This window comes from Rhizobium etli 8C-3 (genome assembly GCF_001908375.1).
Taxonomy (GTDB): domain Bacteria; phylum Pseudomonadota; class Alphaproteobacteria; order Rhizobiales; family Rhizobiaceae; genus Rhizobium; species Rhizobium etli_B.
On sequence record NZ_CP017241.1, the window covers coordinates 1,005,272 to 1,020,471 of the forward strand.

The following is a 15,200-nucleotide window of genomic DNA, read 5'->3' on the forward strand; positions in this document are numbered from 1 at the left end:
ACTGCCTAAAGCGTGGGCATTGCAACGGACTGTTTCCCAGCCCAGGCGGGAAAGCCGTTGTAAATGAAGCATTTGCGAAAATTGGCATATGGCTTGCTTTTCCGTCTTGTATGCAAGATAGCCATACATCCGAGAGCACGCAGAGCAACATCGAAGAGGCGATCATTTCGGGCATTCTTTCCGCCCGGATCCGGCCCGGCACACGGCTGAGCGAAAACCAGCTTGCGTCGGTCTTCGGCGTTTCGCGCACCCGTGTGCGTGAGGCGATGATGAGGCTCGAAACGCGCGGCATCGTCACCGTGAGCCCGCGGCGAGGCTGGTTTGTAGTCGAGCCGTCAGCCGAAGAGGCGATGACCGTCTATGCGGCAAGGCGCGCCATCGAATCAGGCCTGCTGCGCGGCATGCGCGCCCTGACGGACGAGGGCCGTAAGGTTCTCGTCTGCCACCTCGAGGAGGAAAAGGCTGCGATGGCTGCAGGCGACCGCCAGCGCCTCACCTGCCTCATGGGTGACTTTCATATCCGCATTGCCGAACTCGGCGAAAACCCGATCCTTGTCGACATCCTGCGCGATCTTACCGCCAGGACGATCCTGATTTCGATGCTCTATCAGTCGGAATTTCACGCAGTGCAGTCTCATGACGGGCACTGCCGCATCTTCGAGGCGATGGCCGCAGGCAATTTCGTCAAGGCCGCCGAGCTCTCGGTCGAACACCTGGACGAGGTGGAAACGGGCCTGGACCTCACGACCCGCCCGGACCCGCTCTCGGAATTGCGCAGTTCCCTGTCGCTCCCTCCCAGGACCGTGTCTTCCCAACCGGCAGAAACACGAAAAACCGCAACTTCAAAGGAGAAATGAACATATGCTGACAAGAAGAACATTCTTTGCAATCGCAACCCTTGCAGCCGCCGCCAGCTTTGGCTCCGTCTGCCATGCCGATGCGCTTGCCGACATCACCGCGCGCGGCACGTTGCGCGTTGCCGTCCCGCAGGATTTTCCGCCCTTCGGCAGCGTCGGAACCGACATGGCGCCGATGGGCTATGACATCGACATGGCCAATCTGATTGCCGAAAAAATCGGCGTCAAGACCGAACTCGTGCCGGTGACCAGCGCCAACCGCATTCCCTATCTGCAGACGAACAAGGTCGATCTGGTTATTTCAAGCCTCGGCAAGAATCCGGACCGTGAAAAGGTCATCGATTTCTCGGCGGCCTATGCTCCCTTCTATAACGGCGTGTTCGCACCAGGCGATCTTTCCGTGGCCAAGGTCGAAGATCTTGCCGGCAAGACGATCGGCGTCACCCGCGGCGCCGTCGAAGACCTCGAACTGACGAAGATCGCGTCTGCCGATGTCACGATCAAGCGCTACGAGGATAACAACGGCACGATTTCCGCTTTCCTCTCCGGTCAGGTCGAGGCTGTTGCAACCGGCAATGTCGTTGCCGCCGCCATCCTGGCCAAGAACCCCCCGAAGCGGCCCGAACTGAAGTTCCTGATCAAGAACTCGCCCTGCTACATCGGCCTCAGCAAGGAGCAGCCTGCGCTTCTCGAAAAGGTGAACGGCATCATTGCCGCCGCCAAGACCGATGGTTCGCTGAATGCCATTGCCCAGAAGTGGCTCGGCGCAGACCTTCCGAAAGACCTCTAAAAAAACCGGTCGAGCATGGTCATCCCGCCGCTGCGGGGTGACTACCCGCCGTCGGTATTCAAAGAGGGGACAGTGTCTTGAGCTACCATTTCGAATTCAGTTGGCTGCTTCAATATTACCCGCAGATCGTCAAGGGCATCGTGATCACCATCGAGCTCATCTCGATCGGTGGCGTGCTCGGCATTTTACTCGGTACCTTCTGTGCCTGGGTGCGCGCGCTGGGCCCGGCGTGGCTGAAGCCGGTCGTTGCGGCCTATGTCGAGCTGATCCGCAATACCCCGTTCCTGATCCAGCTCTTCTTCATCTTCTTCGGCCTGCCGTCACTCGGTCTGCAGCTATCTGAGCTGACGGCCGCCAATCTCGCCATGATCGTCAACCTCGGGGCCTATAGCTGCGAGATCATTCGCGCCGGCATCCAGGCGACGCCGAAGGGGCAGTTCGAGGCGGGCGCAAGCCTCGCCATGACGCCCTTCGAAACCTTCAGACACGTCGTTCTGGTGCCGTCGCTCCAGCGCATCTGGCCGGCACTCTCCTCGCAGGTGGTGATCGTCATGCTCGGCTCCTCCGTCGTGTCGCAGATCGCCGCCGAAGATCTGACCTTCGCCGCCAACTTCATCCAGTCGCGAACATTCCGTGCCTTCGAAGCCTACATCGTCTCGACGGCCATCTATCTGGCGCTGGCGATCCTGCTGCGGCAGCTTTTGGCGGTCGCCGGTGGGTTCATCTTTCCGAGGAGGCTTGTCTGATGATCGAGTTCACACTCTGGGATATCCTGCGTAACCTGCTGCTCGCCGCGCGCTGGACGGTTCTGCTCTCGCTCGTTTCCTTCATCGGGGGCGGCGCTGTCGGGCTCGGCCTGCTCTTTCTGCGTATCAGCAAGCGCAGGTCGCTGCGGGCGCTTGCAAAATATTACATCGAGCTTTTTCAAGGCACGCCGCTCCTGATGCAGCTCTTCATTGCCTTTTTCGGTCTCGGCCTTTTCGGCATCGACGTGCCGGCCTGGCTTGCCGCCGGCCTGGCGTTGATCCTCTGGACTGCCGCCTTCCTCGCCGAAATCTGGCGCGGCTGCGTCGAAGCGGTCGGGAAGGGTCAATGGGAAGCCTCCGCCAGCCTCGGCATGGGACGGCTGCAGCAGATGCGCTATGTCATCCTGCCGCAGGCGCTGAAGGTCGCCGTGCCGCCGACGGTCGGCTTCTCCGTCCAGGTGGTCAAGGGGACGGCGCTCACATCGATCATCGGCTTCGTCGAACTGTCGAAGGCAGGCACCGTCGTCACCAACGCCACCTTCCAGCCCTTCACCGTCTACGGGCTCGTCGCCCTTATCTATTTTGCGCTTTGCTGGCCTCTGTCGAAGAGCAGCCAGATCCTCGAAAGGAAGCTCAATGTCGCTCATCGAAATCACTGAAGTCCGCAAGAGCTACGGCACGAACGAGGTGCTGAAGGGCATCAACCTGGATGTGGAGCCGGGCGAGGTCATTGCCATCATCGGCAAGAGCGGCTCGGGAAAATCAACGCTGCTGCGCTGTATCAACGGCCTTGAGACGATCACCAAAGGCTCCATCTCGGTGGCCGGCGCCCAGCTTCTGGACGACGAGTTGCATCTGAAGGCGCTCAGGCTGAAGGTCGGCATGATCTTCCAGCAGTTCAATCTCTTTCCGCACCTGACGGCTGGCGGCAATGTCATGCTGTCGCAGTCGGTGGTCAAAAAGACGCCGAAGGCAGAGGCGGAAGCGGTCGCCCGCAAGATGCTCGACCGCGTCGGTCTGGGCCACAAGTTCGATGCCTATCCCGACGAGCTGTCCGGCGGCCAGCAGCAGCGTGTCGCGATTGCCCGGGCGCTTGCCATGCAGCCGATCGCGCTGCTGTGCGACGAGATCACGTCCGCGCTCGACCCGGAACTCGTCGCCGAGGTTCTCGCCGTCGTGCGAGAGCTTGCCGCCGAGGGCATGACCTTGCTGATGGTGACGCACGAGATGAAATTCGCCCGCGACGTCTGCAGCCGCGTCGTCTTCATGCACCAGGGCCGGGTCCACGAAATCGGTCGGCCGGAAGATGTCTTCGCCAGCCCGAAGACCGCCGAGCTCAAGCAGTTCCTCGGCGTGCATTGAAGGGACTGCGGCCAGATCACGTGCGCCGTCCCGCGGCCTCGATGATCAGTTGGGTGATCTCGTCCGGGTGGGAAATCAGCGAGAGGTGGCTTGCCTTCAGTTCGATGGTCCTTGCTCCCATGCGCTTGGCCATGAAGCGTTCGAGATCAGGATTGATCGTGCGATCTTCCGTCGAAACGGCATACCAGCTTGGCTTTGAACGCCAGGCCGCCTGGGAGGTCTTGCCCGTAAGGAGGTTCTTTTTGAAGGGCGCCTGGACTGCATAAAGCACCTTCGCCCTTGCTTCCGGGAGATCGCCCGCGAAATCACGCAGGAATGCCGCCTCGCTGAGCTGTCCTTCGTCATCATCGAAGACGATGCCTGCGGCGGCCGGCGGCGCGGGAAATGTCTTGGCCAGTGCGGTGTAATCCTCGTCCGCATCCGGTGCCCGGGCTGCGACATAGACGAGTGCCGACACGTTCGGATGCATACCAGCTTCAGTTATGATCATCCCCGCGAAGGAATGCCCCACCAGAACCGTCGGACCATCCTGCCGTGCCAGCACCCGCTCAACGGCGGATACCGCCTCTGGCAGCGTCGTTAGCGGATTTTGCACGGCCGTGGCATGGAACCCGGCTGCTTGCAGTCGGGCAATCACCTCGGACCAGCACGATCCATCAGCAAAAAGCCCATGCGCCAAAACGACGTTGCGGGCCTTTGCCGCGCCAGCGGGCGCGGCAATGCTTCGATTTGAGAGAAGGGAGCTGGCCGCGCCGGCAACCATTGCGGTGGAGAAAGCACGTCTTGTCATCATCATCTGGCTTCCTTCTCAGTCGAACAGTTTCAAGCTTGCTTCAAAAGGGTCCCAAGTGTGGCTGCGAGAGCGCCTCAACTCCGCATTAAAATTTTGAGCTTGCGTATGCATTATGGCTGATGCACTAGTATTGTGTATTTCATAAGTGGATCGTTCTCAAGAATTGAGTGCGTAACAGTTCCGTGATAACGATCTTGTATGCGATTACCCGGTGTTGCATCATCGCGCCACAAAGCAACCCGAACAGTCAGGACGATGCATGGTCAAGGGATCAGACGCTGCAGATGATGTCGCTGATCGGGAGCTCCTGTCTGATCGCATTCGCAACGCACTGACGGATGAGATCGCTGCGGGCATGCTGACAGCGGGTGCTTCGCTGGACGAACAGCAGCTTGCCGACCGTTTCGGCGCCTCCCGCACTCCGGTTCGAGAAGCGCTGCGTCAATTGGCGGTCAGCGGGCTCGTCGAAGTTCGCGCACGGCGTGGCGTCGTCGTGGCTCGCATGACCCCCGAACGCATCATGGACATGTTCGAGACGTCGGCCGAGATCGAGGCCATGTGCGTGCGGCTTGCGACCTACCGCATGACTCCGCTCGAGCGAAGCCACCTGATCGGCTTGCACGACCTGTCCCGGGAGGTTGTCGAGAAGGGTGATTTTGACGCCTATGATGCGTTCAACCGCGAATTCCATGAGACGATCTATCGCGCGACCCACAACGGTTTTCTTGCCGAACAAGCGATTGCGGTGCGCACCCGGCTGAATGCCTTTCGGCGCACGCAACTTCGGCAAGGCGATCGGATGCGTAAATCCCGTGACGAGCACGATGCCATCATGCAGGCGATCGCGGAAGGCGACGGTGAAATGGCATCTCGGCGCATGCGAGCACATATGCTGAACGCTGCCACAGCGCTCGGTCGTTTCATCGAAGCGAACAAGTCGGCATAACAATCCTGACCATCACGCATGCCTGCAACCGATCCGGCTCTCGGCAAGCAACGAGAGCCGGTCGGGGCTTTTGAGCAACAGTGCCTTCAGCTCTTGAACCGCGCGGCCTCTTCGGATCCGCCCGTCGCGTCTCCGGCGCTGTAGGAATGAGCACCGGCGCCGGCGAGTTTGCCGCCGTCGACGATCAGATATTCCTCGCGAATAGGCTTGCCTTCGAACCAGCATTCGAGAATTTCCCGCGTGCCGGCGGCGTAGCGCGCCTGAGCGGAGAGCGACGAACCCGAAATATGCGGCGTCATGCCGTGATGCGGCATCGACCGCCATGGATGGTCCTTCGGTGCGGGCTGCGGGAACCACACGTCGCCGGCATAACCGGCAAGCTGGCCGCTCTCGAGCGCCCGCGCGACGGCATCGCGATTGCAGATCTTGCCGCGCGCCGTATTCACCAGATAGGCGCCGCGTTTCATCTTGGCGATCATCGCTTCGTCGAAGAGGTTTTCCGTCTCCGGATGCAGTGGCGCGTTGATCGTGACGACATCACAGACAGGCACCATCTCGGCTGGCGTCTTGTGGAAGGTGACGCCGAGTTCTTTTTCGGCTGCATCGGCAAGCCGGTGGCGGTCGGTATAGTGCAGCTTGACATCGAACGGCTTCAGCCGGCGAAGCACAGCACTGCCGATCCGACCGGCACCGACCGTGCCGATCTCCATGCCCTCGATATCGTACGAGCGCGCGACGCAGTCGGCTATGTTCCAGCCGCCCTTCACGACCCACTGGTAGGAGGGGATGTAGTTTCGCGCGAGACTGAGGATCATCATGACCACATGCTCGGATACGCTGATTGAGTTGCAGTAGGTCACCTCCGCCACGGTGATGCCGCGGTCCATAGCGGCCTGAAGATCGACGTGGTCGGAGCCGATGCCGGCCGTGATCGCGAGCTTCAGCTTGGTCGCCTTGGCGATCCGCTCGGCGGTCAGGTAGGCGGGCCAGAAAGGCTGAGAGATGACGATCTCGGCGTCGGCAAGCTCGCGTTCGAAGACGCTGCCGGCACCGTCCTTGTCCGAGGTCACGACCAGATCGTGCCCCTGGCTTTCGAGAAACGTCCTCAAGCCAAGTTCGCCGGAAACGCTGCCCAACAGGGCGCCCGGCTGAAAATCGACGGCTTTTGGGGTAGGAAGCGTCTGGCCGCCGGGATAGTGTTCGAGTTTCGGCAGGCCATCCCGCGCATAGGCGCTCGGATATCCATCGACCGGATCGTCATAGAGGACGCAAACGACCTTTGCCATTTCCATCTCCCTTCATTTGAGAACGAAGAGGGAGGGCCTCGAATTCTTTAAAGCTGCCGGTCAATGCAAACGAACAGCAGGGCAATGTGCTCTGTTGAATGATCTGTTGTGGCCAGCAGGTTCGCTCGCAGCGCTCCCGCGTTCGTGATTGGCACCATTTGGAAAGGTGGAGGAGCCGGACGCGGTTTCAAGTAGAGCAGCGGGAAGTCGCTGCAATCCCCTTGCCCTCTGGTCCGTTCCCTCTATTGTGCCGGCAACGCCATTGGAGACCACCATATGATCCTGCATTGCGTATTGCTGCGGCTGAAGGCTGCGATGACCGGCGAGGAGAAGCAGGCATTGCTCGCTTCGGTCGTGGCGCTGAAGGAGGTGATCCCGGGCATTCTCGATGTCAGATATGGTCCAAACGTCTCGCCGGAAGGGCTGCATGGCGGCTTCGTCGACGGCTTCGTGGTGACCTTCGAAAATGCCGAGGCGCGAGATGCCTATCTCGTGCATCCCGAGCATGTGGCCGTCGGCGAGCGCATCGTCTCCTCGACGGACGGAGGCCTTGCCGGCCTCCTGGTCTTTGATTTCAATCTCTGAGTCAGGCTGCGGCACCAATCAGCTCGATTTTGCCATCGCCGCGGCCAGCTGGTCGACATTGTAGCGGAACATCTTCTCGTAGGTCGGCGCCGGCCCCTTCTGATCCGAAAGCGATTCGACATAAAGCTCGCCGCCAGGTTCCGCACCCGTTGCCGTGGCGACCTGCCTGACGAGGCGGGGATCGTTCGAGTTTTCGAAGAAGTAGCTCTTCACGTGTTCGGCCTTGATCTGCTCGATCAGCTTGGCGACTTCTGCGGCAGACGCCTCCGTTTCGGTTGACATGCCCAGCGGCGCGAGGAAGCTGACATTGTACTCGCGGCCGAAATAGCCGAAGGCGTCGTGGCTCGTCAGTACCTTGCGCCGGTCGTGCGGAAGCGTGTCGAACTTGGAATGGGCATAAGCGTCAAGCGCGTCGAGCGTCTTCGTGTAGCGCTCGGCATTGGCCCTGAATGTGCCGGCATCCGCCGGATCGGCGGCCGACAGCGCCTTCTCAATACTGGCGACCCAGACCTTCACGTTGACTGGGCTGTTCCAGACGTGGGGATCGGTGACGGTCCTGCCGTCCTCCTCCATGGTGCGGGTCTTGATGCCCTCGGAAACGTTGACCGGCGCTTTCTTGTAGCCGGAAGCGGAAATCAACCGGTCCATCCAGCCCTCCAGGCCTTCGCCGCTGACGAAGGTCACCTGCGCGGCCTTCAGATGCTTCGCATCGGCAGGCGACGGCTCGAACTCATGGGGGTCGCCATTCGGGCCGACGAGGCTCGTGACTTTCACATTCTCGCCGCCGATCTGGCTGACGACGTCGGCAAGCACGGTGAAGGAGGCAACCACCTTCAGCGTTTCGGCACAGGCTGGCGCCGACGAAAAGGCGATCAGCGCGGGAAGGGCCGCGCAAGGAAGCAGTCTGCGGGGAATCATCGAAGTCTCCTTGGGTTCAGCCCGAAAGACGCGGGCGGGGAAAGAGGCGCCGGGCAAGGCCCGCCGGCGCGAGGAGGATGGAAAGCACGTAGATTGCCGCCGCCGTCATGATGATGGTCGGACCGGAGGCGAGCTCGAGATGGTAGGAGGCGACAAGGCCGAGATAGCCGGAGAAGGTGGCGCTGATCACCGCGATCGCCATCATCGATGGCAGGCGGCGTGACCAGAGCTGTGCGATTACCGCTGGCAGCATCATCAGCCCAACGGCCATCAGCGTGCCGAGGGCCTGGAAGCTGGCGACGAGGTTGAGCACGACGAGCAGCAGGAAAAGCACATGATAGACAGGTCCGCGGCCGCCGACGGCTTTGAGGAACCCTGGGTCGAAGCATTCGGCCACCAGCGGCCGGTATATGGCGGCGAGAACGACGAGCGTGACCGAGGTGATCGCCCCGATCTGGAGGAGAGAAGGAGCGTCGATCGCCAGAACGGTGCCGAAGAGCACATGCAGCAGGTCGATATTCGATCCGCGCAGCGAAACGATCAGCACGCCGAGCGCCAGCGAGGCGAGATAGAAGCTTGCGAAGCTGGCATCCTCCTGCAGCGCCGTCGTTCGGCTGACGATGCCGGAAAGCAGCGCGACGGAGAGCCCGGCGATGAGGCCGCCGATGCCCATGGCAGTCAGCGACAGCGATCCCGCAACCAGGTAGCCGATCGCCGCACCCGGCAGCACGGCATGACTCATCGCATCGCCCATCAGGCTCATGCGCCGCAGCATGAGGAAGACGCCGATCGGGCCGGCGCCGAGACCAAGGCAGAGGCAGGCGACGAGTGCGCGGCGCATGAAACCGTAATCGGCAAACGGCGCGAGGAAGATGTCGTAGGCCGTCATGCCGCAGGCTCGCAGGGTCTTGCATCCTCGTCCCAGCGCTCGGCCATGGCACGCGCCTTGAGGAGATTGGCGGGCGACATCACGTGGCCGGTCGGCCCCCAGCCGATCAGAGTCCGCGCGATCAGCAGCGTCTGCGGGAAATGCGCCCGCACCTGGTCGAAATCGTGCAGCACCGCAACGACGGTCCGCCCGCAGCCGTGCCAGCGCGCGACGATATCGAGCAGGTCCTTTGTCGTGCGGGCGTCGATGGCCGTGAACGGCTCGTCGAGCAGCATGAGCTTGGCATCCTGCAGCAGCAGCCGGGCAAAGAGCACGCGTTGGAACTGCCCGGCCGACAAAGAGCCGATATGGCGTTTCTCGAAACCCTCGAGGCCGACTGCGCAAAGCGCTTCGCGGGCCTTGTCGGCCTCATGGGCCAACACGCGTCCGAAGGCGCCGCTGCTTCGCCACGCACCGAAAAGCACGGCGTCGAAGACCGAGATCGGAAAGCGCCGGTTAATTTCAGCCGCTTGCGGCAGGTAGCCGAAATCGGTGCGCTGCAGCTTATGAGAAATCCGCCCCTCGGCCGGCCGCAGCTCGCCCATGATGGCTTTCAGAAGCGTCGATTTACCTGCGCCGTTTGGTCCCGCGATCGCCGTCAGGCTGCCGGCGAGAATGGAGCCGGAAACATGATGCACTGCCGGGTGGCGATCATAGGCGACGGTCAGGTTGTCGAGCGTGATCAACGCGCCGCTCATGGCAGGACAATAGCCCAATGGATCGCCGTCCAGAGCACACCGACGAGGATGAGCACGCAGGCGACACGCGAAACGGCGGAGGGCAGGAGCAGACCGGACACGAAAGGCAATCTCTTCATAGAGGATAGTTCATGAATGTAATAACGTTACAGTTATGTTATAACGAATATGGCAAATTGACGGCATTGGCGAGCCGGCCGAAAAATACGCACCGCGAAAAAGGGCTCGCCCTGTCATGCTGCAAAAGCCACACCTAGACGATTTCGATATTTCCCAGAATGCGCGGGAGGAGGGGCCAATGGATGGAGCGCTTCGAGGGCCTGGGCGCCGAGAGCTTCGCCCCTCCGACCTATGACGAGCCATCAGCAGCGACGTCAAAATTCGGGGGCACTTGCCACGAACGAAGCGGCTCTCACCGGATTAACCACCTTCCAGTGCTATGCTATATGGATTGCAACCGACGAGGAGCTGGCCATGTCACCTTTCCGGAATGCAGTTGTCTCTTTGCCTGGCAAGGAGCGCATAGCAAAGACGCCTTTTGGTGCAAAGATTGTAATTCATGCCACGGCCGCAGAGACTGGAGGCACTGTCGGAATGTGGGAAACCTTCACTCCGCCGGGTCAAGGCCCGGCTCCCCACACTCACACGCGAGAGACTGAAGTCTTTCGCGTGGTCCGTGGACTATATCGTTTCCAATGCGGTGACGAGGAGTTCGACGCACCTCCAGGAACTGTCGTCGTTCTGCCACCACATGTGCGACACGGTTGGCGAAATATAAGCGACGAACCCGGCCAGATGTTCGGCACCGTCACCCCTGGTGGTTGCGAGCAATTGTTTATCGACATCGAGGCTTCTTGTGCCGACACCCCCGAGAAAATCGCAGTGATCGAAGCGCGTCTAGGGATCATCAATGATATGACGCTGGCTCTCGGATTGGCAGGCTTGGATCAGAGCTGACCTATTCCGCCAAGGGCCGGAAAAGGCCGGAGTTACTGCCGATTATCGAGAAATTGTCCAGTGGACACAACTACCCGGCTGACGACTTGGCTCGGGTTCGAGTTCGATCAAAACTTTCATGCTCGCCCGAAGTCGGATTTTCAGCATCACCGTTCCGGACTCGCACGTAATATACTATTAGAAGGGCTTACCTGTGCGAACGGGATAAGCCATGCCTGAAATCATTCCGGCTTGACAACGCGTATCGCCCGAGACCCGATCCGTGCGCCGGTAACGCCATCCACGGCGATGGGATCAATCTCCGTTCCAGCTTCAGCGTCCACAAACCGTGTCAGCTTGCCGCCGCCGCGGTACTTGCATCCCCATGCGCCGATCATGAAGAGCACCGGTAGAAAGTCGCGTCCGGCAGCCGTCAGCACGTATTCTTCTCGCGGGGGCCGATCCAAGTAGCGCCGCTTTTCCAGCAAGCCCTCCTCCGTCAGCATCGCGAGACGACGTGTCAGGATCGTGGGTGCAATGCCGAGACTTTTGCGGAACTCGTCAAAACGAGTGAGGCCCGCATTCGCATCCCTGAGAATCAACATGCTCCACGCGTCGCCGATAAATGCCAGGCTGCGCGCGATGGGGCACGGCTCGTCTAGAAGATTCTGATTGTTCATAGCAATTCGATAGCGAGTTACTTTCGGAATGATAGTAACATCATGGTGACAGACAGTCCACCCCGTAGCAGGGAAATTGAAGTACGTGCAAGACGCAACGTGGCGGAGCCCCGGTCACAGGCGCATCATCAGGCAATTGGACCGGCAACGGCCAAAGCGCCTGGCTATCGCGTGTTCGCCACCGGGAATACCGGCAGGGCGGCAAGCACCTGCGCCAATAGAACGCTTACCGCTTTGAAGCGGCCGGGTCCGGTCGCCTCTCCACGCCTTCTGGCCGCTGCCTCAGAGCTGCTCTATCATCGTGGCCGCCCCTGAGATCGTGGCTTGGCCGGGGCTCTCTTCGACGTTCAGGGATTTGACGACACCGTCTTCGACGAGCATCGAATAGCGCTTGGAGCGGACGCCGAGGCCGCCGGCGGAAAGGTCAGCGTCCAGGCCGAGCGCCTTGGTGAAGCCGGCGTCCCAGTCGGCGAGGAAGTGGATCTTGCCCATGCCACCGGACTGTTCGGCCCAGGCGCCCATGACGTGCCAGTCGTTGACGGAGAGAACGGCGATATCGTCCACGCCCTTGGCAAGAATGGAATCGCGGTTTTCGAGATAGCCCGGCAGGTGGTTCAGCGAGCAAGTCGGCGTGAAGGCGCCGGGTACGGCAAAAAGCACGACACGCTTGCCCTTGAAGAGCTGATCCGTCGAAACTTCGACCGGTCCGTCGGCCGTCTTTTCCTTGAACGTGGCGGCAGGAAGCTTATCGCCGATCGCGATGGTCATGAGATTCTCCTCGGTGTTTATGATTGCGGCGGGGGCAGCCGCGGGGTTGCAGCCGACTATAAGAGCCGGTCAGTCAAAGGCAAGCAGCGTCTCCATGGCGCGGCCGCCGTCGATGATCAGAACGCTCCAGCTTTTGCGGGCGATCTCGTGGTTCTTCGGCAGCTTGTCGACGGCGATCGACGTTGAAAAAATCCTTCCGTCGCGCTTGCTCATCAGCTTCCTGGTGAAGGCATATCCGTTTGGCCCCGTAAGGATCACCTCCGGCGCGGTGTCGCCGCCATCAGGCAAGGCAACCTGCAGCCAGAGCTCTTTCATATCCTCGGAGAACTTGTGAGAAATCACCTTGAACTGCGACGACGGCTTTTCCGGCAGGGAGGCCTCGGCATTCTTCAAGATTGCCTCCTCTTCGGGCCGCGACTGATTGGCGGGCCCGATGGGAAGTGTGAATTCGGCCTGAAACGGAATGCAGATATCCTTGCAGATGCCGATGAACGCGCTCGCCTTCAGTTCGAGCGGCCGGGAGGCGCCTTTTGCCGAGAAGGTCAACGGCAGCGAAACGGGCCCGTCATAGGCGATGTCGTCTATCGTGCCGTCGACGAGATGTTTTGGCACGGGATAGCGTATTGCCGTCAGCGTGATGCCGCTTTCCGGGGCGACCGTGATCTGGGGTGGTATGCCGCTGTTGCCCGGCTCGCGCCAATAGGTGATCCAGCCGGGCTTCGGCTCGATCTGCAGCGCACCGTGTATCGTGCCGTCGTGGCCGGGCGGCAGCGCGACCAGCCGCATCCGGCCGCCCACATTGTCGATCCAGCCGCTCATCTCGGCGCGCGCCGGCCCGAGCGAACTGGCCAGCGCGGCGGCGCAGATGGCGGCGTTCAGAAACTGGCGAAACCTGCGAAAAATAATCGTCATGGAACAACGGTTTAACGAAAAACGCCTTTCGCTGCCAGAAGTTCGGCCATCTAATTCTTCATTTTCAGTTGATTGATCTGCGGCATTGCCCCATGTTCCTCTTATAAGGCTGTTGGTAGCGGTCTGGCAGCAGGAGGAAGTATGTCCTTATCCACGCTGAAAAACAGACGGGAACGCGGCTTTTTCGACGGGCAGTTCCTGATTGCGATGCCGGGCATGGAAGATAGCAACTTCTTTCGCACGGTCATCTATATCTGCGCCCATTCCGATGCTGGTGCCATGGGCTTCATCATCAACCGCCCCCAAAGCCTCACCTTCACGGACGTGCTGCTGCATCTCGAAATGGTCAACGACCAGGAGCCGATTGTTCTGCCGGAGCATGCGCGGGATTTCCCGATCCAGACAGGCGGACCCGTGGAAAGCGGCCGCGGCTTCGTGCTGCATTCCGATGATTATATAAGCGAATCCAGCATTCCGATCAGCGACGATATCTGCCTGACGGCGACGCTCGACATCGTCCGTGCGATTTCCAAGGGCGGCGGGCCGAAGAGGGCCATGATGATGCTCGGATATTCCTCCTGGGGTGCGGGCCAGCTGGAAATGGAAGTCGCCAGCAACGGCTGGTTGACCTGCGCTGCCAACGAGGCGCTGATCTTCGACCGCAATCTCGATGACAAGTACGAGCGCGCTCTCGCGGGCATGGGCATCACGGCCGCCATGCTCTCCGCCGAAGCCGGGCATGCGTGATATCTTAATCCAGGAACGATTTCGTTGACGTGACGTTTTCTTCCGGCAAGCGTGCCAGACGGCGCGCGGCCGAAATGCCTGTTGCGCGCTGCGCAGCAGGCATTTTGGTTCGTCACCATTCGTCGAGGTAAATCATGAGGCTCTTTGCCTGCGATAATTGCGACCAGGTCGTCCACTTCGACAACCGCCATTGCGTCCGCTGCAATCATCGCCTCGGCTTCCTGCCTGGCGATCTCTCCGTGCACGCGCTCGAGCCGCGCGACGAAATGCAGTGGCAGCTCGTCGCACGTCCGGAGCGCCAGATCCGCTTCTGCGCCAATGCCGGTCTCGATATCTGCAACTGGCTGCTGTCCGATGAGGACGCGCATGATTTCTGCATCGCCTGCCGCCACAACAGGCTGGTGCCGAATACCGGAACACAGGACGGCATCGCCCGCTGGCGCCGCATCAGCCAGGCGCAGCGCCATCTGTTCTATTCGCTGCTGCGCTGGAACCTGCCCCATCCGGATCGCCAGGAGGATCCCGTCGGCGGCCTCGTTTTCGATTTCCTCGAAGATACGGTTCAGACCGACGGCAATATCCTTCCCGCGATGACCGGGCATGAGGAGGGCCTGATCGCCATCCGTGCGGCGGAAGCCGACGACGCCACCCGCGAACAAGCGCGCACCATGATGAACGAGCCTTACCGCACGCTGCTCGGCCACTTCCGCCATGAGGCTGGCCACTTCGTCTGGAACAAGCTGGTGCGGGACAGGAACGGCTTGGATGCCTTCCGCGCCGTCTTCGGCGACGAACGACAGGATTACGGTGCAGCCCTTCAGAACCATTATGCCAGCGGTCCACCCTTCGGCTGGCAGGAGAGCTTCATCAGCGCTTATGCATCCTCGCATCCGTGGGAAGATTTTGCCGAGTGCTTCGCGCACTACCTCCATATCGTTGATACGCTGGAAACGGCACGCGCCTTCGGCATCGCCATCGATCCCCGCGGCCATGAGGAAATGGCCTCGGAAGTGGATTTCGATCCCTACAGGGCGCAAAGCGCCGAACAGCTCATCAGCGCCTGGGTTCCGCTCAGTGTGGCAATCAACGCTATTCAGCGCAGCATGGGCCAGCCGGATTCCTATCCTTTCGTGCTGTCGCAGGCTGTCGTCGCGAAGCTGGAATATCTGCACAAGCTCATTCAGCTCGCCAGTGCGATGTCGCGAAAGGCTGCGGCATAGCCCTCATCCGCCTGCCGGCATCCTTCCC

Annotated in this window: 18 protein-coding genes; 10 read left to right on the top strand and 8 right to left on the bottom strand. The window is 60.7% G+C overall.

Annotated features, from left to right (window positions below; genetic code table 11):
* Positions 1-110 precede the first annotated feature (110 nt).
* The 5 genes from AM571_RS05045 (at position 111) to AM571_RS05065 (ending at position 3,755) form a co-directional block, all read left to right on the top strand.
* Positions 111-857 carry a GntR family transcriptional regulator gene (locus AM571_RS05045; protein ID WP_081377031.1) on the top strand — a complete coding sequence of 249 codons (747 nt, stop codon included), beginning with the start codon at positions 111-113 and terminating at the stop codon, positions 855-857.
* A 4-nt stretch (positions 858-861) separates the two neighbouring features.
* Positions 862-1,647, top strand: a complete 786-nt coding sequence (locus AM571_RS05050) for a transporter substrate-binding domain-containing protein (RefSeq protein ID WP_074060465.1) — start codon at positions 862-864, stop codon at positions 1,645-1,647.
* Between the two features lie 77 nt (positions 1,648-1,724).
* Positions 1,725-2,393, top strand: coding sequence for an amino acid ABC transporter permease (locus AM571_RS05055; RefSeq protein WP_074060466.1), 669 nt, complete (start codon positions 1,725-1,727; stop codon positions 2,391-2,393).
* Positions 2,393-3,052 carry an amino acid ABC transporter permease gene (locus AM571_RS05060; protein ID WP_074060467.1) on the top strand — a complete coding sequence of 220 codons (660 nt, stop codon included), beginning with the start codon at positions 2,393-2,395 and terminating at the stop codon, positions 3,050-3,052. The genes AM571_RS05055 and AM571_RS05060 overlap by 1 nt, the downstream gene beginning before the upstream one ends.
* Entirely contained in the window at positions 3,030-3,755 is a 726-nt protein-coding gene (locus AM571_RS05065; RefSeq protein ID WP_074060468.1) for an amino acid ABC transporter ATP-binding protein, read from the top strand. Before AM571_RS05060 ends, AM571_RS05065 begins: the two co-directional genes overlap by 23 nt.
* A gap of 16 nt (positions 3,756-3,771) precedes the next feature.
* Here AM571_RS05065 and AM571_RS05070 read toward each other — a convergent pair whose 3' ends face one another.
* On the bottom strand, positions 3,772-4,551 hold the full coding sequence (locus AM571_RS05070) for an alpha/beta fold hydrolase (RefSeq protein WP_074060469.1): 780 nt from the start codon (positions 4,549-4,551) through the stop codon (positions 3,772-3,774).
* Between the two features lie 256 nt (positions 4,552-4,807).
* Here AM571_RS05070 and AM571_RS05075 point away from each other — a divergent pair, with 256 nt between their 5' ends.
* Positions 4,808-5,494, top strand: coding sequence for a GntR family transcriptional regulator (locus AM571_RS05075; protein WP_074060470.1), 687 nt, complete (start codon positions 4,808-4,810; stop codon positions 5,492-5,494).
* A gap of 86 nt (positions 5,495-5,580) precedes the next feature.
* Here the strand turns inward: AM571_RS05075 and AM571_RS05080 are convergent, their stop codons facing one another.
* Positions 5,581-6,780, bottom strand: coding sequence for an NAD-dependent formate dehydrogenase (locus tag AM571_RS05080; RefSeq protein ID WP_074060471.1), 1,200 nt, complete (start codon positions 6,778-6,780; stop codon positions 5,581-5,583).
* Between the two features lie 276 nt (positions 6,781-7,056).
* On the opposite strand from AM571_RS05080, the gene AM571_RS05085 reads away from it, so the two are divergent.
* On the top strand, positions 7,057-7,365 hold the full coding sequence (locus AM571_RS05085) for a Dabb family protein (protein ID WP_074060472.1): 309 nt from the start codon (positions 7,057-7,059) through the stop codon (positions 7,363-7,365).
* Between the two features lie 18 nt (positions 7,366-7,383).
* Here the strand turns inward: AM571_RS05085 and AM571_RS05090 are convergent, their stop codons facing one another.
* From AM571_RS05090 to AM571_RS05100, 3 genes are read right to left on the bottom strand one after another with little or no spacing between them, the layout of a single operon-like run.
* On the bottom strand, positions 7,384-8,283 hold the full coding sequence (locus AM571_RS05090) for a metal ABC transporter substrate-binding protein (protein ID WP_074060473.1): 900 nt from the start codon (positions 8,281-8,283) through the stop codon (positions 7,384-7,386).
* A gap of 16 nt (positions 8,284-8,299) precedes the next feature.
* Positions 8,300-9,172 carry a metal ABC transporter permease gene (locus AM571_RS05095; RefSeq protein ID WP_074060474.1) on the bottom strand — a complete coding sequence of 291 codons (873 nt, stop codon included), beginning with the start codon at positions 9,170-9,172 and terminating at the stop codon, positions 8,300-8,302.
* Entirely contained in the window at positions 9,169-9,909 is a 741-nt protein-coding gene (locus AM571_RS05100; RefSeq protein ID WP_074060475.1) for a metal ABC transporter ATP-binding protein, read from the bottom strand. Before AM571_RS05100 ends, AM571_RS05095 begins: the two co-directional genes overlap by 4 nt.
* Positions 9,910-10,383: 474 nt before the next feature.
* Between AM571_RS05100 and AM571_RS05105 the strand changes: the two genes are divergently transcribed.
* The gene (locus AM571_RS05105; protein WP_074063077.1) at positions 10,384-10,866 is read left to right on the top strand and encodes a cupin domain-containing protein; all 483 of its coding nucleotides are present in this window, start codon (positions 10,384-10,386) and stop codon (positions 10,864-10,866) included.
* Between the two features lie 221 nt (positions 10,867-11,087).
* Here the strand turns inward: AM571_RS05105 and AM571_RS05110 are convergent, their stop codons facing one another.
* From AM571_RS05110 to AM571_RS05120, 3 genes are all read right to left on the bottom strand, one after another.
* Complete coding sequence (locus AM571_RS05110) at positions 11,088-11,525, bottom strand: winged helix-turn-helix transcriptional regulator (RefSeq protein WP_074060476.1); 438 nt, start codon at positions 11,523-11,525, stop codon at positions 11,088-11,090.
* A 282-nt stretch (positions 11,526-11,807) separates the two neighbouring features.
* Positions 11,808-12,293 carry a peroxiredoxin gene (locus AM571_RS05115; RefSeq protein ID WP_074060477.1) on the bottom strand — a complete coding sequence of 162 codons (486 nt, stop codon included), beginning with the start codon at positions 12,291-12,293 and terminating at the stop codon, positions 11,808-11,810.
* A gap of 69 nt (positions 12,294-12,362) precedes the next feature.
* Positions 12,363-13,205, bottom strand: a complete 843-nt coding sequence (locus AM571_RS05120; RefSeq protein WP_196776307.1) for a protein-disulfide reductase DsbD domain-containing protein — start codon at positions 13,203-13,205, stop codon at positions 12,363-12,365.
* Between the two features lie 141 nt (positions 13,206-13,346).
* Between AM571_RS05120 and AM571_RS05125 the strand changes: the two genes are divergently transcribed.
* Together AM571_RS05125 and AM571_RS05130 are read left to right on the top strand one after the other, a co-directional pair.
* Positions 13,347-13,952, top strand: a complete 606-nt coding sequence (locus tag AM571_RS05125) for a YqgE/AlgH family protein (RefSeq protein WP_074060478.1) — start codon at positions 13,347-13,349, stop codon at positions 13,950-13,952.
* A 134-nt stretch (positions 13,953-14,086) separates the two neighbouring features.
* Positions 14,087-15,172, top strand: a complete 1,086-nt coding sequence (locus tag AM571_RS05130; protein WP_074060479.1) for a zinc-binding metallopeptidase family protein — start codon at positions 14,087-14,089, stop codon at positions 15,170-15,172.
* Positions 15,173-15,200 lie beyond the last annotated feature (28 nt).